The organism is Streptomyces sp. NPDC048338 (assembly GCF_043201055.1).
Lineage (GTDB): Bacteria > Actinomycetota > Actinomycetes > Streptomycetales > Streptomycetaceae > Streptomyces.
On record NZ_JBICYQ010000001.1, the window covers coordinates 776523 to 795519 of the forward strand.

An 18997-nucleotide genomic window follows, 5' to 3' on the forward strand; every position below is an offset into this window, starting at 1 on the left:
GCGGTCGACGTCCGGGTGATCACGACCCCGCACGGTGCCACGGGACGAAAGACGACGGGGCGGACACCTCCGCACAAGGTGTCCGCCCCGTCTCTCTTGCGACCCGGAGCCGCCGCCCATCGGTGAGGGTCGGGGACGAGCGGCGGCTCCGGTGGCCTTTTCGCGCTACTGAACCTGCGGTCAGCGGCTGTCGCTGCCGCTCGACTCGGCCGCGGCGCGGCCGGCCTCCAGGCGCGCCACCGGGATCCGGAACGGCGAGCAGGAGACGTAGTCGAGGCCGACCTCGTGGAAGAAGTGCACCGACTCCGGGTCGCCGCCGTGCTCGCCGCAGACACCGAGCTTGATGTCGGGGCGGGTGGCGCGGCCGGCCTCGACGGCGCTGCGCACCAGCGCGCCGACGCCGTCCTTGTCGATGGTCTCGAAGGGGGAGACTCCGAAGATGCCCTTCTCCAGGTACGCGGTGAAGAAGGAGGCCTCCACGTCGTCCCGGGAGAAGCCCCACACGGTCTGGGTGAGGTCGTTCGTGCCGAAGGAGAAGAACTCGGCGGCCTCGGCGATCTGACCGGCGGTCACGGCCGCACGGGGCAGCTCGATCATGGTGCCGAGCGCGAGCTTCAGCTCCACCCCGGTCTGCGCCTGGACCTCGGCGATGACCTGCTCGGCCTCCTCGCGGACGATCTCCAGCTCCTGGACGGTGCCGACGAGCGGGATCATGATCTCGGCGCGCGGGTCGCCCTTGGCGTCGATCCGCTGGGCCGCGGCCTCGGCGATCGCCCGGACCTGCATGGTGAACAGGCCGGGGATGACCAGGCCGAGGCGGACACCGCGCAGACCCAGCATCGGGTTCTGCTCGTGCAGCCGGTGCACGGCCTGGAGCAGGCGCAGGTCGTTCTCGTTCGGGTCCTTGCGGGCCTCGGCGAGGGCGACGCGCACCGACAGCTCGGTGATGTCGGGCAGGAACTCGTGCAGCGGCGGGTCCAGCAGGCGGACCGTGACGGGCAGCCCGTCCATGGCCTCGAAGAGTTCGACGAAGTCCTGCTTCTGGCGCGGCAGGAGGGCCTCCAGGGCCTCCGCGCGCTCCTCGTCGGTGTCGGCGAGGATCAGCTTCTCGACCATCTCGCGGCGCTCGCCGAGGAACATGTGCTCGGTGCGGCACAGGCCGATGCCCTGGGCGCCGAAGCGGCGGGCCCGCAGGGCGTCCTCGGCGTTGTCGGCGTTGGCCCGTACGCGCAGGCGGCGTACGCGGTCCGCGTAGGCCATGATCCGGTGCACGGCGGCGACCAGCTCGTCGGCGTCGTCGGCGCCGGCGTGCATACGGCCCTCGAAGTACTCGACGACCGGGGAGGGCACGACCGGGACCTCACCGAGGTACACCTTGCCCGTGGAGCCGTCGATCGAGACGACGTCGCCCTCCTCGATGACGTGGCCCGAGGCGGTGGTCATCCGGCGGCGCTTGGTGTCGACCTCAAGCTCCTCGGCACCGCAGACACAGGTCTTGCCCATGCCGCGGGCGACGACGGCGGCGTGCGAGGTCTTGCCGCCGCGCGAGGTCAGGATGCCCTCGGCGGCGATCATGCCGTCCAGGTCGTCCGGGTTGGTCTCGCGGCGGATCAGGATGACCTTCTCGCCGGAGCGCGACCACTTGACGGCCGTGTAGGAGTCGAAGACGGCCTTGCCCACGGCCGCGCCCGGGGAGGCGGCGATGCCGCGGCCGAGCAGCTCGGTCTTCGCGGCGTCGTCGAAGCGCGGGAACATCAGCTGGGCGAGCTGGGCGCCGTTGACGCGCTGGAGCGCCTCGGCCTCGTCGATCAGGCCCTGGTCCACGAGCTGGGTGGCGATCCGGAAGGCGGCACCGGCGGTGCGCTTGCCGACCCGGGTCTGCAGCATCCACAGCTGGCCGCGCTCGATCGTGAACTCGATGTCGCAGAGATCCTTGTAGTGGGTCTCCAGCGTCTCCATGATCTGCATCAGCTGGTCGTACGACTTCTTGTCGATCGACTCCAGCTCGGCGAGCGGCACGGTGTTGCGGATACCCGCGACGACGTCCTCGCCCTGCGCGTTCTGGAGGTAGTCGCCGTAGACGCCCTGGTGGCCGGAGGCGGGGTCGCGGGTGAACGCGACACCGGTGCCGGAGTCCGGGCCGAGGTTGCCGAAGACCATGGAGCAGACGTTGACGGCGGTGCCGAGGTCGTGCGGGATGCGCTCCTGGCGGCGGTACAGCTTCGCGCGGTCGGTGTTCCAGGAGTTGAAGACGGCCTCGATGGCGAGGTCCATCTGCTCGCGCGGGTCCTGCGGGAAGTCGCGTCCGGCCTGGGCCTTGACGATCTTCTTGAAGTGCTTGACGAGCTTCTTCAGGTCGCCGGCGTCGAGGTCGGTGTCGACGGTGACCTTCTTGGCGGCCTTGGCCTCCTCGAGGGCTTCCTCGAAGAGCTCGCCGTCGACGTCGAGAACGGTCTTGCCGAACATCTGGATGAGGCGGCGGTACGAGTCCCAGGCGAAGCGCTCGTCGCCGGCCTGGGTCGCGAGGCCGGTCACCGACTCGTCGGAGAGGCCGATGTTGAGGACGGTGTCCATCATGCCGGGCATGGAGAACTTGGCGCCGGAGCGCACCGAGACGAGCAGCGGGTCGTCGGCCTGGCCGAGCTTCTTGCCCATCTTCTGCTCGAGGGCGTCGAGGTGCGCGCTGACCTCGGCGCGGAGCGCGACCGGCTCGGAGCCGCTCTCGAGGTAGACCTTGCACGCCTCGGTGGTGATCGTGAAGCCCGGAGGCACCGGCAGGCCGAGGTTGGTCATCTCGGCCAGGTTGGCGCCCTTGCCACCGAGCAGGTCCTTCAGGTCCCTGTTGCCCTCGGTGAAGTCGTACACGAACTTCTGATCTTTGTTTTCCGACACGGGTCTCGACTCCTCGAGCACTCGGTGGCTGCCCTGACGGCGAGGAACATACCCAGATCGAAGGCTTCTGGGGAGGTACGCCTACCGGTCACCCGGACTTAACCACCCGTCCGCCAGCAGATCGAAAGTAACCGACGGGTAGCTTCCGCTTTCAGGCTTCGAACCCCACTTGACCGAAAGCAGGGCTATGGCGCTCATCTGAGCGACGAAGTGAGCATCTGCGTTCAACTCTTGAACGCAGAAAGGGTGGCACCCAGTGCCACCCCTCCAGAAGTACAACGCCTCGTAATTCGCTCATCTGAGCACCACCCTGATCAAGGGTGGTGAGGATCACGCCGTGGAAATGGCTTGATTCCCACGATCCGGACGTGATCACGTCACGTCCGGAGCTCCCTCAGCCACCCGACGTGTCCAGCTCGGCGTCCTCGCTCACTCCCGCGCAGTCGTACGGGTCCTTGAGCCAGCCGTCCGGCAGCACGACCCGGTTGTTGCCCGACGTACGGCCCCGCGGCCCGTCCGCCCCCAGCGGCCACGGCTGGTCCAGGTCGAGCTCGCTCAACTGAGCGCTCAGTTCGTCCAGGGACGAGGTGATCGCCAGCTTCTTGCGCATCTCCGAACCGACCGCGAACCCCTTCAGGTACCAGGCCACGTGCTTGCGGAAGTCGATGACACCGCGCGACTCGTCGCCGAGCCACTCCCCCAGCAGCCGCGCGTGCAACACCATCGCCTCCGCGACCGCGCGCAGCCCCGGCTGGGCGTACGCGCCGGTGCCCTCGAAGCCGGCGACCAGGTCGGCGAAGAGCCAGGGGCGCCCCAGGCAGCCGCGCCCGACGACCACGCCGTCGCAGCCCGTCTCGCGCATCATCCGCAGCGCGTCGTCCGCCGACCAGATGTCGCCGTTGCCGAGCACCGGGATCTCCGGGACGTGCTCCTTCAGCCGGGCGATGGCGTCCCAGTCCGCCGTGCCGCCGTAGTGCTGCGCCGCCGTCCGCCCGTGCAGGGCGATCGCGGTCACGCCTTCCTCGACCGCGATCCGCCCCGCGTCGAGGAAGGTGATGTGGTCGTCGTCGATGCCCTTGCGCATCTTCATCGTCACCGGCAGGTCGCCCGCGTTCATCACGGCCTCGTGGAGGATCGCCCGCAGCAGGGGCCGCTTGTACGGGAGGGCCGAGCCGCCGCCCTTGCGGGTCACCTTGGGGACCGGGCAGCCGAAGTTCAGGTCGATGTGGTCGGCCAGGTCCTCGTCCACGATCATCCGCACCGCCTTGCCGACCGTCACGGGGTCGACGCCGTAGAGCTGGATCGACCGCGGCTTCTCGCTGTCGTCGAAGCGGATCAGCTGCATCGTCTTCTCGTTGCGCTCCACCAGCGCCCGGGTCGTGATCATCTCGCTCACGAACAGGCCCTTGCCGCCGCTGTACTCGCGGCAGAGGGTGCGGAAGGGGGCGTTGGTGATGCCGGCCATCGGCGCGAGCACCACGGGCGGCTGGACGATGTGCGGCCCGATGGCGAGAGGGGAGAACGCGGTCATCCCCCCATTGTCCCGCACGGCGACGGTCATTAGTTAGCCGTACTATCCGCATATGCCCGAGCTCACACCCGGACGCCGGCGGATCGTCCTCGCGATCTGCTGCATGAGCCTGCTGATCGTCAGCATCGACAACACGGCACTGAACGTCGCCCTGCCCGCCATGCAGCGCGACCTGCACGCCTCCGTGTCCGGCCTGCAGTGGACCATCGACGCCTACACCCTGGTGCTGGCCTCGCTGCTGATGTTCGCCGGCTCCACGGCCGACCGGATCGGCCGCCGCAAGGTCTTCGTCACGGGCCTGGTCCTCTTCGTGCTCGGCTCGCTGCTCTGCTCGCTCGCGCCCAGCCTGGAGGCCCTGGTGGCCTTCCGGATGATCCAGGCGGTCGGCGGATCGATGCTCAACCCGGTCGCCATGTCGATCATCACCAACACGTTCACCGAGCCCGCGGCCCGCGCCCGCGCCATCGGTGTGTGGGGCGGAGTCGTCGGCGTGTCCATGGCGGCGGGGCCGGTCGTCGGCGGGCTTCTGGTGGACTCGGTGGGCTGGCGGGCCGTGTTCTGGGTGAACCTGCCGGTCGGGCTCGCCGCGCTGCTGCTGACCCTCCGGCACGTCCCGGAGTCCCGGGCGCCCCGGCCGCGACGTCCCGACCCCGTCGGCCAGCTGCTCGTCGCCGCCCTCCTCGGCTCGCTCACGTACGCGATCATCGAGAGCAGCCCGGTCTTCGCCGGGGTCGCGCTCGCCGCGCTCGCCGGGGTCCTGCTGTACGAGCCGAGGCGTCACGAGCCCCTGATCGACCTGCGGTTCTTCCGGAGCGCTCCGTTCAGCGGCGCCACCGTCATCGCGGTCTGCGCCTTCGCCGCCCTCGGCGGCTTCCTCTTCCTGAACACGCTCTACCTCCAGAACGTGCGTGGACTGTCCGCCCTCGACGCGGGCCTGTACATGCTTCCGATGGCCGCGATGACCCTCGTCTTCGCCCCGCTGTCCGGACGGCTCGTCGGCGCGCGCGGCCCCCGCCCCTCACTGCTCGTCGCGGGCACGGCGATGGCGGCCGGCTCCCTGCCCTTCGCGGCCTTCGCCGCCGAGACGAGCGATCCGCTGCTCTTCACCGGGTACGTGGTCTTCGGCATCGGCTTCGGCATGGTGAACGCGCCGATCACGAACACCGCCGTCTCCGGCATGCCCCGCGCCCAGGCGGGAGTGGCGTCGGCCGTGGCCTCCACCAGTCGCCAGGTCGGCCAGACGCTCGGCGTCGCCGTGGTCGGGGCGGTCCTGGCCGCGGGTGTCGGCCGCACCGGGGACGCGCAGGGTTTCGTGGAGGCGGGCCGGGCCGGATACTGGATCATCACCGGCTGCGGGGTGTGCGTGCTGCTGGCCGGGGCACTGACCAGCGGCGCGTGGGCGCGCCGCACGGCGGAGCGCACGGCGGCACGGCTGGAGCCGGACGGGGCTCACACCGCCGCGAGCGCCGTCCCCTCCTGACCCGACCGCGCGCGGCGCCCGGGCCCGCCGTCCGCCGTCACGAGGCCGGCCGCCGTACCCCCGGCGCCCCGGGCCTCGGACTCCTCGCGGAGCGCCAGGTCCCGGAGGCGCTCCAGGCCCGCGCGGGACTCCTCGTCCATCGGCACGTAGGTCACCAGGCGCGGGCCGGACGCCGGGCCCAGCCAGAGGTTGGTGTGCTCCAGCCGGAGCATCCCGACCCGGGAGTTGCGGATGTGCTTGACCCGGCCGGCCGTCCCGGCCACCTCATGGCGCTCCCAGATCTCCCGGAACTCCGGCGACGCCGACCGGAGCCGCTGCAGCAGCGCCTTCCAGGCGGGCTCGGCCAGATGCTCGGCCATCGAGGCGCGGAACTTCGCGGCCATCATCTGCTTGACGTCCGGCAGCTCCGACACGGCCGCCGCCCAGTCCTCGTCGGTGAAGCAGAGCCAGATGCAGTTGCGGTCCTCGCGCGGCAGGGCGTCCAGGTCGCAGAGCAGCCGCCCGTACGTGCGGTTGTAGGCGAGGATGTCGTACCGGCTGTTCTGGATGCAGGCGGGCAGCGGCTCCAGCTGGTCGACCATCTTCCGCAGCGCCGGGGTCACGGTCGGGCAGGGCCCGCCGGGGGCCGGGTCGACGGCTCCCGCGAGGGAGAAGAGATGGGACCGCTCGGTCGCGTCGAGGAGCAGCGCGCGGGCGAGGGCGTCGAGGACCTGCGGGGACACCTGGATGTGCCGTGCCTGCTCCAGCCAGGTGTACCAGGTGACCCCGACCGCCGAGAGCTGGGCGACCTCCTCACGGCGCAGGCCGGGGGTACGGCGCCGGCGGCCGCGGGGCAGACCGACCTGCTCGGGAGTGATCCGCTCGCGGCGGCTGCGCAGGAAGTCGGCCAGTTCGTGCCGCCGCACGTCCGTCTCGGTGCCGTGCGTGGCGTGGATGCCGGGAGCCGCCATGGTGGTCATGCCTCCAGGGTGCCGGGGTGCTCAGCCCATTGCCAGGTGGAGCTGGTACCAGGATAAGGAGACTCTGGTACCACTCTGAGGAGAGGCGCATCGTCGAGGGCATGGCTACGAGAGTCCTCTCCCCCGACGCCCGCACCACGGGCGGCGTCGTCGACCGCGCTTCACCCGTCCTCGGTTCGTCCGGCCTGTTCACCGTGCTGCTGGGTGCCGCGCTGCCGTTGATCGACTTCTTCATCGTCAACGTCGCCCTGCCCACCATCGACCACGATCTGGCGGCCGGTCCGGCCCTGCTGGAACTCGTCGTCGCCGGGTACGGGCTCGCGTACGCCGTCCTGCTCGTCCTCGGCGGGCGGCTCGGCGACCTCTTCGGCCGCCGCCGGCTCTTCCTCGCGGGCATGGCCGCCTTCGGTCTGACGTCGCTGGCCTGCGGGCTCGCGCCGGACGCCTGGACCCTCGTCGGGGCGCGCGTGGCACAGGGTGCCGCGGCGGCGCTGATGCTGCCGCAGGTGCTCGCGACCATTCACGCCTCGACGACGGGGGCGCGGCGCGCCAAGGCGCTCAGCCTGTACGGGGCGACGGCCGGCCTCGCGATGGTGGCCGGCCAGATCCTGGGCGGCGTGCTGGTCGCCGCCGACGTCGCGGGCAGCGGCTGGCGGGCGATCTTCCTGGTCAACGTGCCGGTGGCGCTGGCCGGACTGCTCCTCGCGGTGCGCACCGTGCCGGAGACCCGCTCGGACCGGCCGGCGCCGGTGGACGTCCCGGGCACCCTGCTCCTGACCCTCACCCTGCTGTCGCTGCTCGCCCCGCTGACGGAGGGCCGGGCCTCGGGCTGGCCCCTGTGGACCTGGGTCTCGCTGGCTGTCTTCCCCTTCGCGGCGGCGGCCTTCTGGCGGGTGGAGCTGCGGGCGGACCGCCGGGGGCGCACGCCGCTGGTGCCGCCGAGCCTGCTCGCCCTGGTCTCGCTGCGTCGCGGCCTGGCCCTGGTGCTGCCGTTCTCGATCGGCTTCGGCGGCTTCATGTTCGTCATCGCGGTGGCGCTCCAGCAGGGCCTGGGCATGGGCGCGGTCGTCTCGGGCCTGGCGCTCGTGCCGATGGCGGTGGCCTTCTTCGGCGCCTCGCTGGCGGGTCCCCGGCTGGTACGGCGCTGGGGCAGCCGGATCGTGACGGCGGGCGGGCTGCTGCAGGGGCTCGGCGTCGCGCTGCTGGCCCTGACGGTCTGGCGCTCCTGGCCGGACCTGTCGGCCTGGAGCCTGCTGCCGGGCATGGCGGTCGCGGGCTTGGGCCAGGGACTGCAACTGCCGGTGCTCTTCCGGGTCGTCCTGTCCGAGGTTCCGGCGGAGCGCGCGGGGGTGGGCAGCGGGGTCATGGTGACCACCCAGCAGTCGGCACTGGCCCTCGGGGTGGCGACCCTGGGTTCGCTGTTCCTGTCGCTGGCGGCGTCGGCCGGCGTGCGCGACGCGCTGGTGGCGACGCTGCTGGTGCAGCTCGCCGCGGTGGCCGTGACGGTCGCGCTGAGTCTCCGGCTGCCGCGTCGAGTGGGCTGAGGCGCTGTGGGCGGGCTTCGTCCGGCCGCTCCGGCCGCTGCGGCCGCGAAGGGGGCAGGGGCCCGGGTCACATGGTGACCCGGGCCCCTGCCTTTCCGAGTGGACTGCGGCTACTGCTCGCCGCCCGCGGCTGCCGGGGTGTTCCCGGTGTCCGCGGTGCTCGTGGTGCCCTGCGTGCGTTCGCGCATCTTCCGGAGCAGTTCCTGCTTCTGGTCGACGGCGGCGCGACGGTCGGCGTCGCGGTTCTCGACGGCGCCTGCCTGGTCGGCACGGGACAGCTTCCTGCGCTGTCCGCCGACACCGAGGAGGTTGTTGCGGCCCTTGGCCATGCGGGATTCCCATCAGTGAGAGGTGCGTCGGTCGGTCGTCTTGCGCTGCGCGGGCGGGGGCCCGCGGCGCTCTCACTCGTAGATCTGGAAGAACAGGGACTTGGCGGACATGGAAGACATGGCCGCGACGCTACCGCGCCGGGTGGGTCCGGTCATCCGCTTTTCGCCGGTGCTGCGCGGGGCCGCGGGGTGGCGTGCGGGGGTGACGCGGGGTGGAGAATCCTCGATGGAATGACAAAGATTGAAATCTGTCAGCCGTCATGTCATAGTCGTCATGTGTCACCCGACCGCTTCTTCTCAGAGGAGACCGTCATGAACCGCACCCTCGGCACCACCGGTCCGCGCGTCTTCCCGCTCGGTCTCGGCTGCATGGGCATGTCCGCGCTGTACGGGGAGAGCGACCGCGCCGAGTCGATCGCGACGATCCACGCCGCCCTCGACGCCGGCGTCACCCTCCTCGACACGGGCGACTTCTACGGCATGGGGCACAACGAACTGCTGATCAACGAAGCCCTCCGCACCGCCCCGGCCGAGGCCCGCGAGCAGGCGCTGACCAGCGTGAAGTTCGGCGCCCTGCGCACGGTCGAGGGCGGCTTCACCGGATACGACGGCCGGCCGGCCGCGGTGAAGAACTTCGCGGCCTACTCGCTCCAGCGCCTGGGCACCGACCACATCGACATCTATCGCATCGCCCGGGTCGACCCCGACGTCCCGATCGAGGAGACGGTCGGCGCGATCGCCGAACTGGTCGAGGCGGGGCACGTCCGCCACATCGGCCTCTCCGAGGTCGGCGCGGACACGCTGCGCCGGGCGGCGGCGGTCGCCCCGATCGCCGACCTGCAGATCGAGTACTCGCTGATATCCCGCGGGATCGAGGAGAAGATCCTGCCCGCGGCCCGCGAGCTGGGCATAGGCGTCACGGCGTACGGCGTGCTCTCGCGCGGACTGATCAGCGGCCACTTCTCCCGGGACCGCGAGCTCGCGCCGGGCGACTTCCGGGGGATGAGCCCGCGCTTCCAGGGCGACAACCTCGGCCGAAACCTCGACCTGGTGGACCGGCTGCGCGCCGTCGCCGAGGCCAAGGGCGTGACGGTCGCCCAGACCGCCATCGCCTGGGTGCTCGCCCAGGGCCCGCGGCACGGCGTCGACATCGTGCCGCTGATCGGCGCTCGCCGCCGGGACCGTCTCGCCGAGGCGCTGACCTCCCTGGACGTCACGCTGGACGCGGCCGACCTGGACGCGATCGAGCAGGCCGTCCCGGTGGGCGCGGCGGCCGGCGACCGCTACCCGGCAGCGCAGATGGCGCACCTGGACAGCGAGCACTGACCCCGCCGGCCGACAGGTACTGTCCTTCCATGTCGTCCGAGACCCTGACCGCAGAGCGCATCCTCGAAGCCACCGAGGAGGTGCTGCGGCGCTACGGGCCGGCCAAGGCGACGGTCGTCGACGTGGCCCGGGTGCTGGGGGTCAGCCACGGCAGTGTCTATCGCCACTTCCGCACGAAGGCCGCGCTGCGCGAGGCCGTCACGGAACGCTGGCTCTCCCGGGCCGAGGGCGCGCTCGCCGAGGTGACCGCGGCCACCGACCGGGCGGCCTCCGAGAAGCTCCGCGACTGGCTCGCCACCCTCTTCGCGGCCAAGCGCCGCAAGGCCGGCGACGACCCCGAGCTGTTCGCCACCTACGGCGTGCTGATCGACGAGAACAGCGGAGTGGTGGAGGACCACGTCTCCGCGCTCATCAGCCAGGTGCGCACGATCGTCGAGGAGGGCACCCGGGACGCGGAGTTCACCGCCCCCGACGCGGACGCCACGGCTCGCGCCGTCTTCGACGCGACCGCCCGCTTCCACGACCCCGCCTACGCTCCCGAATGGCAACGCCCCTCGATCGACGGCGAGTTCGACGCCGTGGTGGACCTGCTGCTGCGCGGCCTGCGCGCCTAGGGGGTGTCTTGTCGATCACACCGCGAGCCCGGCAAGATCGGCAAGACACCGCCTAGGCAGCCCGGACAGGACCCAGGAGGCGTCGTGCCACGTCGATCGGACCCGGCCGCCGGCCGGATGCCGGGCACCCGGCGAGTGAGGCGGGCCGCCTTCCCGGTGTCCCGCCGGCAGGGCGGGGAGCCGGCGGCCGAGGGTGGGACCGGGGCCTCCCTCGGGCGGGACTTCCGGTGGCTGTGGGCGGCGAACGCGGTCAGCACCTTCGGCACGTTCTTCGCCTTCGACGCGTTCGCGCTGATCGCGATCCTCGTGCTGGACGCCGGACCGGCCCAGGTGTCCGCGCTGGCCGCGACCGGGGTGGCGGTCGGCGCGGTGGTGGCGGTGCCGCTCGGCCCGTGGGTGGAGTTCCGGCGCAAGCGGCCGGTGATGATCACCGCCGACCTCGTGCGGTGCGCGGCCCTGCTCAGCGTGCCCGCCGCGTACGCGCTCGGCCTGCTCGGCTTCGCGCAGCTCCTGGTGGTGTCGGTCGTCATGGCCGCGGCGGGCATCACCTTCCAGGCGGCGGCCGGAGCCTGTCTGAAGGAGCTCGTCCCGCGCGAGGGCCTGCTCGCCGCGAACGGGCGGCTGGAGGCGACGACCTGGACGGCCACCATGCTGGGGCCGCCCCTCGGCACGGCCGCGATCGGACTGCTCGGTCCGGTGACGAGCGTGGTGGCCGACGCGGTCAGTCACCTGCTGTCGGCGGCGGGCATCCGGGCGATCGGCCGTGCGGAGGCGCGCCCCGAGCGGGCCGACGCCCCGTCGCGGCTGCGGGCCGGCGAACTGCTCGACGGATGGCGTTTCATCCTGGCCGACTCCGCGCTGCGTCCCCTGTTCCTCAACGCCCTCCTGGTCAACGGCCTGATCATGGCGACCTCGCCGTTGCTGGCCGTCCTCATGCTGGGCCCGCTCGGCTTCGCCCCGTGGCAGTACGGCCTGGTCTTCGCGGTGCCCTGCCTCGGCGGCCTGGTCGGCTCACGGCTGTCCCGCCGGCTCGTCGCCCGGTACGGCCGGCACCGGGTCCTGCGCGTCGCGGGGACGCTGCGGGCCTGCTGGCTGCCCGGACTCGCCTTCGTGGGGCCCGGGGTCCCCGGCCTGGTCCTCGTCGCGGCCGTCGAACTCGGGATGATCACCTGCATCGGGGTGTTCAACCCGCTGCTCGCCACCTCCCGGCTGGAGCTCACCCCACCGGACCGGGTGGTCCGCACCCTGTCGGCCTGGTCGGTCAGCGCCAAGCTCTCCATCGCGGCGATCACCGCGCTGTGGGGACTGCTGGCCGGACTGGCCGGCCCCCGTGCCGCGCTCGCGCTCGCCGGGCTGCTCGCCCTGGCGACCCCGTTCCTGCTTCCCCGGGCCTCCCCCGACGCGCACCCGGCGGCGGAGCCGGCCCCGGGGCGGTGACGCGAGAAGCCCCCGGTTCCTTCACGGAACCGGGGGCTTCGTCATGCGCACGCGCCGTGTGGACGGCGGGGCGTCAGCAGCCGAGCAGGCGGCTGCCCAGGTAGCCCTGGATCTGGTCCAGGGAGACGCGCTCCTGCTTCATGGTGTCGCGCTCGCGCACGGTCACCGCGTTGTCGTCCAGGGTGTCGAAGTCGACGGTGACGCAGAACGGCGTGCCGATCTCGTCCTGGCGACGGTAGCGGCGGCCGATGGCGCCGGCGTCGTCGAAGTCGATGTTCCAGTTCTGCCGCAGGTCGGCGGCGAGGCCCTTGGCCTTCGGCGACAGCTGCGGGTTGCGGGACAGCGGCAGGACGGCGACCTTGACCGGCGCGATGCGCGGGTCGAAGCGCATCACGGTGCGCTTCTCCATGACGCCCTTGGCGTTCGGGGCCTCGTCCTCGTTGAACGCGTCGAGCATGAACGCCAGCATCGTGCGGCCGACACCGGCGGCCGGCTCGATGACGTACGGCGTCCAGCGCTCGCCGGCCTCCTGGTCGAAGAACTGCAGGTCGTTGCCCGACGCCTTGGAGTGCGCGTTCAGGTCGTAGTCGGTGCGGTTGGCGACACCCTCCAGCTCGCCCCACTCGCTGCCGCCGAACTGGAAGCGGTACTCGATGTCGGCGGTGCGCTTGGAGTAGTGGGAGAGCTTCTCCTGCGGGTGCTCGAACCAGCGCATGTTCTCCTCACGGAGACCCAGGCCCGTGTACCAGTTCCAGCGCTGCTCCATCCAGTACTCGTGCCACTGCTCGTCCTCGCCCGGCTTGACGAAGAACTCCATCTCCATCTGCTCGAACTCGCGGGTGCGGAAGATGAAGTTGCCCGGAGTGATCTCGTTCCGGAACGACTTGCCCATCTGCGCGATGCCGAACGGCGGCTTCTTGCGCGAGGTCTGAAGCACCTGACCGAAGTTGGTGAAGATGCCCTGCGCGGTCTCGGGACGCAGGTAGGCGACGGAACCGGAGTCCTGCGTCGGGCCGAGGTGCGTGGAGAGCAGGCCGGAGAACTGCTTGGGCTCCGTGAAGGTGCCCTTGTTGCCGCAGTTGGGGCAGTTGAGGTCGGCGAGACCGTTCTCGGGGAGACGGCCGTGCTTCTCCTCGTACGCCTCCTCCAGGTGGTCTGCGCGGTAGCGCTTGTGACAGGAGGTGCACTCGGTCAGCGGGTCGGTGAAGGTGGCGACGTGGCCGGAGGCCTCCCAGACCTCGGTGGCCAGGATCACCGACGAGTCGATACCGACGACGTCCTCGCGCGAGGTGACCATGTAACGCCACCACTGACGCTTGATGTTCTCCTTGAGCTCGACACCCAGCGGCCCGTAGTCCCAGGCGGCCTTCTGGCCGCCGTAGATCTCACTGCAGGGGTAGACGAAGCCACGGCGCTTGCTCAGGCTGACGATGGTGTCGATCTTGTCGGCGGCCACGGTGCTCTCTTCATTACGACGACGAAGTGCGAATGCTTCAGATTACCGGCGCCCGCACCCCCCGTATCAAATCGGTTCGGCACCGGGCCCGCTCGCGGGCGGGCCGAGGACGCCGTGGCCGGGCCCACAGGAAGCACAATTGACAATCGTTTCCAGTTTTGTTGAAAATGAGTGTCATGAACGTACGCCGCCTCATACCCGCCACCGCCGTCGCCGGAGCCGTCACGCTCGGCCTCGTCTCGCTCTCCGCCTGCTCCGGAACCTCCGACGCCGCGGGCAAGAACAGCGACGGCAAGCTGGACGTGGTGGCGTCGTTCTACCCCATGCAGTACCTGGCCGAGCAGATAGGCGGGGACCACGTCGCCGTCACCACCCTCACCAAGCCGGGCGTCGAGCCGCACGACCTGGACCTCAAGCCGCGGCAGATCGGCGAGCTGGGCGAGGCCGGCTACATCCTCTACCTCAAGGGCGTGCAGCCCGCCGTCGACGACGCGATCAAGCAGGCCGGCGTCGAGCACACCGTCGACGCCGCCACCCTCACCGAGCTCGAGGCGCACGGCACCGCGGTCGGCCACGAGCACGGCGGGGAACACGGCGCCGAGGAGGGCCACGACCACGGCGAGGCCGGCACCGACCCGCACATCTGGCTCGACCCGGTGAAGTACGCCGAGGTCGCCAAGGGCGTCGGGGCCTCCCTGGAGAAGGCCGACCCTGCCAACGCCGCCGACTACCGGAAGAACACCGACGCGCTGGTGAAGAAGCTCGGTGACCTGGACACCGCCTTCGCGTCGGGCCTGCGGAACACGGCCACGAAGACCTTCATCACCACCCACTCCGCCTTCGGCTACCTCGCCGAGCGCTACGGCCTGGACCAGGAGGGCATCACCGGCATCGACCCCGAGTCGGAGCCGAGCCCCGCCCGCGTCAAGGAACTCCAGGACATCGCGAAGAAGGACAAGGTCTCCACCGTCTTCTTCGAGACCCTCGCCAGCGACAAGACCGCGAAGACCCTCGCGGGCGACACCGGCCTGAGGACCGACGTCCTCGACCCGCTGGAGGGAATCACCGACAAGTCCCGGGGCGATGACTACATCGAGGTCATGCAGTCCAACCTCGCCGCGCTGAAGAAGGCCCTCGGCGCCAAGTGACACCCACGCCCGGCACGCACGCATCGGAGGCACGCGTCATGGCCCTGGAACCCGTCATTTCCGTCCGCGGAGCCACGGCGGCCCTCGGCGCGCGCCCGGTGCTGCGCGGCGTCGACCTCACCGTGCACCGCGGCGAGGTCGTCGCCCTGCTCGGCGCCAACGGCTCCGGCAAGTCGACCGCCGTGCGCTCCGTCATCGGTCAGGTACCGCTGACCGGCGGCACGATCTCCCTCTTCGGCACCGAGCAGAAGCGGTTCCGGGACTGGGCCCGTGTCGGCTACGTGCCGCAGCGCACCACCGCCGCAAGCGGCGTGCCCGCGACGATCCGCGAGGTCGTCGCCTCCGGCCGGCTCTCCCGCCGCGCCTTCGGCTGGCTGACCCGTGCCGACCGGGCCGCCGTCGACCGCGCCATCGCGCTCGTCGGCCTCACCGACCGGGCCGGGGACTCGGTGAGCGCCCTCTCCGGCGGCCAGCACCAGCGCGTCCTCATCGCCCGCGCGCTCGCCTCCGAGCCCGAGCTGCTGATCATGGACGAGCCCATGGCGGGAGTCGACCTGGCCAGCCAGGAGATCCTCGCCTCGACCCTGCGCGAGCAGGTCGCCGGCGGCACCTCCGTCCTGCTCGTCCTGCACGAACTGGGCCCGCTGGAGCCGCTGATCGACCGCGCCGTCGTCCTGCGCGACGGCTGCGTCGTCCACGACGGCCCGCCGCCGCAGGCCGTCGGACAGCACGCGCTGCCCGGCCACGACCACGTACATCCGCACGCGGCCGGCGAGCCGCTCCGCACGGGACTGCTGACCTGATCATGGACTTCCTCGAGCCTGCCTTCATGCAGCGAGCGCTCCTCGCGGCCGTACTCGTCGGCATCACCGGCCCCGCCGTCGGCATCTACCTCGTCCAGCGCCGCCAGGCGCTGATGGGCGACGGGATCGGCCACGTCGCCATGACCGGAGTCGGTCTCGGCTTCCTGCTGAACTCCAGCCCCATCTGGATGGCGACGCTGGTCGCCGTCGCCGGCTCGGTGGCAATGGAGCTGATCCGCGCGTACGGCAAGACCCGCGGCGACCTCGCGCTCGCGCTGCTCTTCTACGGCGGCATGGCCGGCGGCGTCCTGCTGATCAACCTCTCGGACACCGGCTCCAACGCCAACCTGAACTCGTACCTCTTCGGCTCCCTGTCGACGGTCTCCTCCGAGGACGTCACCGCGATCGCCGTGCTGGCCGCCTTCGTGGTCCTCGTCACGGTCGGGCTGCGCCGCCAGCTCTTCGCGGTCAGCCAGGACGAGGAGTTCGCCCGCGTCACCGGACTGCCGGTCCGGGCGATGAACCTGCTGATCGCGATCACCGCCGCGGTGACCGTGACGGTCGCGATGCGGGTGGTGGGCCTGCTGCTCGTCAGCGCCCTGATGGTGGTCCCCGTGGCCGCGGCCCAGCAGCTGTCCCGGTCCTTCCGGACGACCTTCGTGCTCGCGGTGCTGATCGGCACCGGCGTCACCCTGTCCGGGACGATCACGTCGTACTACCAGGACCTGCCTCCCGGCGCGACGATCGTGCTGCTCGCCATCGCCGTCTTCATCGTGCTCACGGCGCTGGCCACGCCGCTGGCGAAGCGCCGGGCCCGGGCGGCGGAGGCGGCGGGCGCGGCGTCACCGGCGGCGGCGTGCGACGTGGCGGTTCCGGCCACACGGCGCGCGACCGACGATGCCACGCTCTAGCAGCCTGGCAGAATGGCGGGGGCAGACGACTCACAAGGAGGCCCCCGTGGCGACGGCAGGACCCCCCGTACGCGGGCGCTCGACGAAGCAGCGGGCCGCGGTGTCCGCGGCGCTCAACGAGGTGGACGAGTTCCGCAGCGCCCAGGAGCTGCACGACATGCTCAAGCACCGCGGCGACTCGGTCGGCCTGACCACGGTCTACCGCACGCTCCAGTCCCTCGCGGACGCGGGCGAGGTGGACGCGCTGCGCACGAGCGAGGGCGAGACCGTCTACCGCCGCTGCTCGACGGGCGACCACCACCATCACCTGGTCTGCCGCGTGTGCGGCAAGGCCGTCGAGGTCGAGGGCCCGGCGGTGGAGCAGTGGGCCGAGACGATCGCCTCGGAGCACGGCTTCGTGAACGTGGCGCACACGGTCGAGATCTTCGGGACGTGCGCGGACTGCGCGACCGAGTAGGACGTACGCGAAGGGGCCCGCACCGGACGATCCGGTGCGGGCCCCTTCGTCTGCCCGGTCGCCGCTACGCCTTGTCCAGTCCGGCGAGGTCCTCGGCCGAGACGCCGCCGAAGCGCCGGTCGCGGGAGGCGTACTCCACGCACGCGCGCCACAGGTCACGGCGGTCGAAGTCCGGCCACAGGACGTCCTGGAAGACCATCTCCGCGTAACTGCTCTGCCAGATGAGGTAGTTCGAGGTCCGCTGCTCGCCGCTGGGGCGCAGGAAGAGGTCCACGTCCGGCATGTCCGGGTAGTACAGGTACTTCTGGAAGGTCTTCTCGTTGACCTTGCCCGGGTCGAGCTTCCCGGCCGCCACGTCCCGCGCGATCGCCTGCGCCGCGTCCGCGACCTCGGCCCGGCCGCCGTAGTTCACGCAGAAGTACAGGGTCATGGCGTCGTTGCCCTTGGTCTGCTCCTGGGCGACCTGGAGCTCCTGGACGACCGACTTCCACATCTTGGGCATGCGGCCGACCCAGCGGATCCGGATGCCGAGCTCGTCCATCTCGTCGCGGCGGCGGCGGATGACGTCCCGGTTGAAGTTCATGAGGAAGCGGACCTCGTCCGGGGACCGCTTCCAGTTCTCCGTGGAGAAGGCGTAGAGGGAGAGGTTCTTGACGCCCATCTCCAGGCAGCCCTTGAGCACGTCCAGGACGACGCCCTCGCCGACCTTGTGGCCCTCGGTGCGCGGCAGGCCGCGCTCCTGCGCCCAGCGGCCGTTGCCGTCCATCACGCAGGCCACGTGGTTCGGCACCAGCTCGCCGGGGATCTTCGGCGGGCGCGCGCCGGACGGGTGCGGCTCGGGAACCTTGTACTCCCGCCGGTTCCGTCCGAGGATTCGTGCCATGGCCATGAGGTCAACTCTCCTAGCTTCGAGCGTCTAGCTCTTCTCTACGTACCGCAGCGAGCGCAGGCCGCGCTCCAGGTGCCAGTGCAGATAGGCGGACACCAGCCCGCTGCCCTCCCTGACGTGACGCGGCTCGCACGCGTCCGCCGTCGCCCAGTCGCCGGTGAGGAGCGCGCTGAGCAGGCCGATGGCCTCCGGAGAGGGTACGACGCTGCCGGGCACCCGGCAGTCGCCGCATATGACTCCGCCCGCCGCGACCGAGAAGAACCGGTTGGGACCGTGCATGCCGCACTTCGCGCAGTCCTCGAAGCTGGGCGCGTAGCCGTTGACGGCGAGCGAGCGGAGGAGGAAGGCGTCGAGGATGAGGTGCGGCGCGTGCTCGCCCCGCGCGAGCGTCCGCAGCCCGCCCACCAGCAGCAGGTACTGCTGGACGGCCGGCTCGCCCTCGTGGTCCGTGAACCGCTCCGCGGTCTCCAGCATCGCGGTGCCGGCCGTGTAGCGGGCGTAGTCGGTGACGATGCCGCTGCCGTACGCGGCGATGGTCTCGCTCTGCGTGCACAGGGGCAGCCCCCGGCCGACGAGTTCGCTGCCCCGCGCGAAGAACTGGACGTCCACGTGCGAGAAGGGTTCCAGCCGGGCACCGAACTTCGACTTGGTGCGCCGCACCCCGCGGGCCACGGCGCGTACGCGGCCGTGACCGCGCGTGAGGAGCGTGATGATGCGGTCCGCTTCGCCCAGCTTCTGGGTGCGCAGCACGATGCCGTCGTCGCGGAACAGACTCATGGGCCCATTCTCGCGTACGCGAGGGGGCTCCCGTGCGCGCCTTCGGCAGTGCATGTCCATGACGGCACCGGACTCCGCGAGCCGGGTGACCGGCAGGACGGTTCCCGGAAGGTCACGGCACCTCGCCGCGGCTGCGCGCGTTCGCGAGCGCGGTGGCCGCGCTCAGCCGCTCGGCGGTGGTGGCGACCCGGACGCCCTCCGGGTCGCAGTCCCATTCGCGGCCGCCGCCCAGGGGTCTCAGCTGGAGATACGGCCCCTCGTGCCCCATGACCGTGCCGACCTTCCCGGTGTGGATGTCGACGACGTACGACCCGATGGGCAGATCCATGGCCGGCTCTCTTCTCCCGGGGGCACGGCGGCCGACCGGCGCGCCGCGCCCTGCGTGCGATGTCCGCGTCCGACGAGCGGCCTCCCGGGGGATCGGCGGCGGGGGCGGGGACGTCC

Annotated in this window: 17 protein-coding genes; 9 read left to right on the top strand and 8 right to left on the bottom strand. The window is 71.3% G+C overall.

Annotated elements, in window-relative coordinates:
• Positions 1 to 180: 180 nt before the first annotated feature.
• Both ppdK and dusB read right to left on the bottom strand, forming a co-directional pair.
• Positions 181 to 2892, bottom strand: coding sequence for a pyruvate, phosphate dikinase (gene ppdK / locus ACGFZF_RS03560; RefSeq protein ID WP_393550848.1), 2712 nt, complete (start codon positions 2890 to 2892; stop codon positions 181 to 183).
• Between the two features lie 394 nt (positions 2893 to 3286).
• Entirely contained in the window at positions 3287 to 4423 is a 1137-nt protein-coding gene (dusB, locus tag ACGFZF_RS03565) for a tRNA dihydrouridine synthase DusB (protein ID WP_393550849.1), read from the bottom strand.
• A gap of 52 nt (positions 4424 to 4475) precedes the next feature.
• Between dusB and ACGFZF_RS03570 the strand changes: the two genes are divergently transcribed.
• The gene (locus ACGFZF_RS03570; protein WP_393550850.1) at positions 4476 to 5903 is read left to right on the top strand and encodes an MFS transporter; all 1428 of its coding nucleotides are present in this window, start codon (positions 4476 to 4478) and stop codon (positions 5901 to 5903) included.
• On the opposite strand, the gene ACGFZF_RS03575 is transcribed toward ACGFZF_RS03570, so the two are convergent.
• Complete coding sequence (locus tag ACGFZF_RS03575) at positions 5873 to 6862, bottom strand: helix-turn-helix domain-containing protein (protein WP_393550851.1); 990 nt, start codon at positions 6860 to 6862, stop codon at positions 5873 to 5875. The genes ACGFZF_RS03570 and ACGFZF_RS03575 overlap by 31 nt on opposite strands.
• A gap of 101 nt (positions 6863 to 6963) precedes the next feature.
• Between ACGFZF_RS03575 and ACGFZF_RS03580 the strand changes: the two genes are divergently transcribed.
• On the top strand, positions 6964 to 8406 hold the full coding sequence (locus ACGFZF_RS03580) for an MFS transporter (protein WP_393550852.1): 1443 nt from the start codon (positions 6964 to 6966) through the stop codon (positions 8404 to 8406).
• 110 nt (positions 8407 to 8516) lie between these two features.
• Here the strand turns inward: ACGFZF_RS03580 and ACGFZF_RS03585 are convergent, their stop codons facing one another.
• Positions 8517 to 8735, bottom strand: coding sequence for a DUF6243 family protein (locus tag ACGFZF_RS03585; protein ID WP_393550853.1), 219 nt, complete (start codon positions 8733 to 8735; stop codon positions 8517 to 8519).
• A gap of 312 nt (positions 8736 to 9047) precedes the next feature.
• Between ACGFZF_RS03585 and ACGFZF_RS03590 the strand changes: the two genes are divergently transcribed.
• The 3 genes from ACGFZF_RS03590 (at position 9048) to ACGFZF_RS03600 (ending at position 12112) form a co-directional block, all read left to right on the top strand.
• Positions 9048 to 10061, top strand: coding sequence for an aldo/keto reductase (locus ACGFZF_RS03590; RefSeq protein ID WP_393550854.1), 1014 nt, complete (start codon positions 9048 to 9050; stop codon positions 10059 to 10061).
• Between the two features lie 29 nt (positions 10062 to 10090).
• Entirely contained in the window at positions 10091 to 10675 is a 585-nt protein-coding gene (locus ACGFZF_RS03595; protein WP_393550855.1) for a TetR family transcriptional regulator, read from the top strand.
• An 84-nt stretch (positions 10676 to 10759) separates the two neighbouring features.
• Entirely contained in the window at positions 10760 to 12112 is a 1353-nt protein-coding gene (locus ACGFZF_RS03600; protein ID WP_393550856.1) for an MFS transporter, read from the top strand.
• A gap of 73 nt (positions 12113 to 12185) precedes the next feature.
• On the opposite strand, the gene ACGFZF_RS03605 is transcribed toward ACGFZF_RS03600, so the two are convergent.
• The gene (locus tag ACGFZF_RS03605) at positions 12186 to 13568 is read right to left on the bottom strand and encodes a glycine--tRNA ligase (protein ID WP_393550857.1); all 1383 of its coding nucleotides are present in this window, start codon (positions 13566 to 13568) and stop codon (positions 12186 to 12188) included.
• 176 nt (positions 13569 to 13744) lie between these two features.
• On the opposite strand from ACGFZF_RS03605, the gene ACGFZF_RS03610 reads away from it, so the two are divergent.
• From ACGFZF_RS03610 to ACGFZF_RS03625, 4 genes are read left to right on the top strand one after another with little or no spacing between them, the layout of a single operon-like run.
• Positions 13745 to 14716, top strand: a complete 972-nt coding sequence (locus tag ACGFZF_RS03610; RefSeq protein WP_393550858.1) for a metal ABC transporter substrate-binding protein — start codon at positions 13745 to 13747, stop codon at positions 14714 to 14716.
• Between the two features lie 38 nt (positions 14717 to 14754).
• Positions 14755 to 15519: a metal ABC transporter ATP-binding protein gene (locus tag ACGFZF_RS03615; RefSeq protein WP_356598613.1), complete on the top strand. Its 765-nt coding sequence runs from the start codon at positions 14755 to 14757 to the stop codon at positions 15517 to 15519.
• 2 nt (positions 15520 to 15521) lie between these two features.
• Positions 15522 to 16430: a metal ABC transporter permease gene (locus ACGFZF_RS03620; protein ID WP_393550859.1), complete on the top strand. Its 909-nt coding sequence runs from the start codon at positions 15522 to 15524 to the stop codon at positions 16428 to 16430.
• Positions 16431 to 16476: 46 nt separating this feature from the next.
• Complete coding sequence (locus tag ACGFZF_RS03625; RefSeq protein ID WP_393550860.1) at positions 16477 to 16887, top strand: Fur family transcriptional regulator; 411 nt, start codon at positions 16477 to 16479, stop codon at positions 16885 to 16887.
• Positions 16888 to 16951: 64 nt separating this feature from the next.
• Here the strand turns inward: ACGFZF_RS03625 and ACGFZF_RS03630 are convergent, their stop codons facing one another.
• The 3 genes from ACGFZF_RS03630 to ACGFZF_RS03640 all read right to left on the bottom strand — a co-directional run bounded on the left by ACGFZF_RS03630 (position 16952) and on the right by ACGFZF_RS03640 (position 18881).
• Positions 16952 to 17776: an isoprenyl transferase gene (locus tag ACGFZF_RS03630; protein ID WP_356598617.1), complete on the bottom strand. Its 825-nt coding sequence runs from the start codon at positions 17774 to 17776 to the stop codon at positions 16952 to 16954.
• A gap of 27 nt (positions 17777 to 17803) precedes the next feature.
• Entirely contained in the window at positions 17804 to 18553 is a 750-nt protein-coding gene (gene recO / locus ACGFZF_RS03635; RefSeq protein WP_147977933.1) for a DNA repair protein RecO, read from the bottom strand.
• Between the two features lie 112 nt (positions 18554 to 18665).
• Complete coding sequence (locus ACGFZF_RS03640; RefSeq protein ID WP_393550861.1) at positions 18666 to 18881, bottom strand: hypothetical protein; 216 nt, start codon at positions 18879 to 18881, stop codon at positions 18666 to 18668.
• Between the last annotated feature and the right edge of the window lie 116 nt (positions 18882 to 18997).

Coding starts and splice junctions, on each gene's coding strand:
- dusB (WP_393550849.1), bottom strand. CDS start 4,423: ATGACCGCGTTCTCCCCTCTCGCCATCGGGCCGCACATCGTCCAGCCG.
- ACGFZF_RS03570 (WP_393550850.1), top strand. CDS start 4,476: ATGCCCGAGCTCACACCCGGACGCCGGCGGATCGTCCTCGCGATCTGC.
- ACGFZF_RS03575 (WP_393550851.1), bottom strand. CDS start 6,862: ATGACCACCATGGCGGCTCCCGGCATCCACGCCACGCACGGCACCGAG.
- ACGFZF_RS03580 (WP_393550852.1), top strand. CDS start 6,964: ATGGCTACGAGAGTCCTCTCCCCCGACGCCCGCACCACGGGCGGCGTC.
- ACGFZF_RS03585 (WP_393550853.1), bottom strand. CDS start 8,735: ATGGCCAAGGGCCGCAACAACCTCCTCGGTGTCGGCGGACAGCGCAGG.
- ACGFZF_RS03590 (WP_393550854.1), top strand. CDS start 9,048: ATGAACCGCACCCTCGGCACCACCGGTCCGCGCGTCTTCCCGCTCGGT.
- ACGFZF_RS03595 (WP_393550855.1), top strand. CDS start 10,091: ATGTCGTCCGAGACCCTGACCGCAGAGCGCATCCTCGAAGCCACCGAG.
- ACGFZF_RS03610 (WP_393550858.1), top strand. CDS start 13,745: ATGAACGTACGCCGCCTCATACCCGCCACCGCCGTCGCCGGAGCCGTC.
- ACGFZF_RS03615 (WP_356598613.1), top strand. CDS start 14,755: ATGGCCCTGGAACCCGTCATTTCCGTCCGCGGAGCCACGGCGGCCCTC.
- ACGFZF_RS03620 (WP_393550859.1), top strand. CDS start 15,522: ATGGACTTCCTCGAGCCTGCCTTCATGCAGCGAGCGCTCCTCGCGGCC.
- ACGFZF_RS03630 (WP_356598617.1), bottom strand. CDS start 17,776: ATGGCCATGGCACGAATCCTCGGACGGAACCGGCGGGAGTACAAGGTT.
- recO (WP_147977933.1), bottom strand. CDS start 18,553: ATGAGTCTGTTCCGCGACGACGGCATCGTGCTGCGCACCCAGAAGCTG.
- ACGFZF_RS03640 (WP_393550861.1), bottom strand. CDS start 18,881: ATGGATCTGCCCATCGGGTCGTACGTCGTCGACATCCACACCGGGAAG.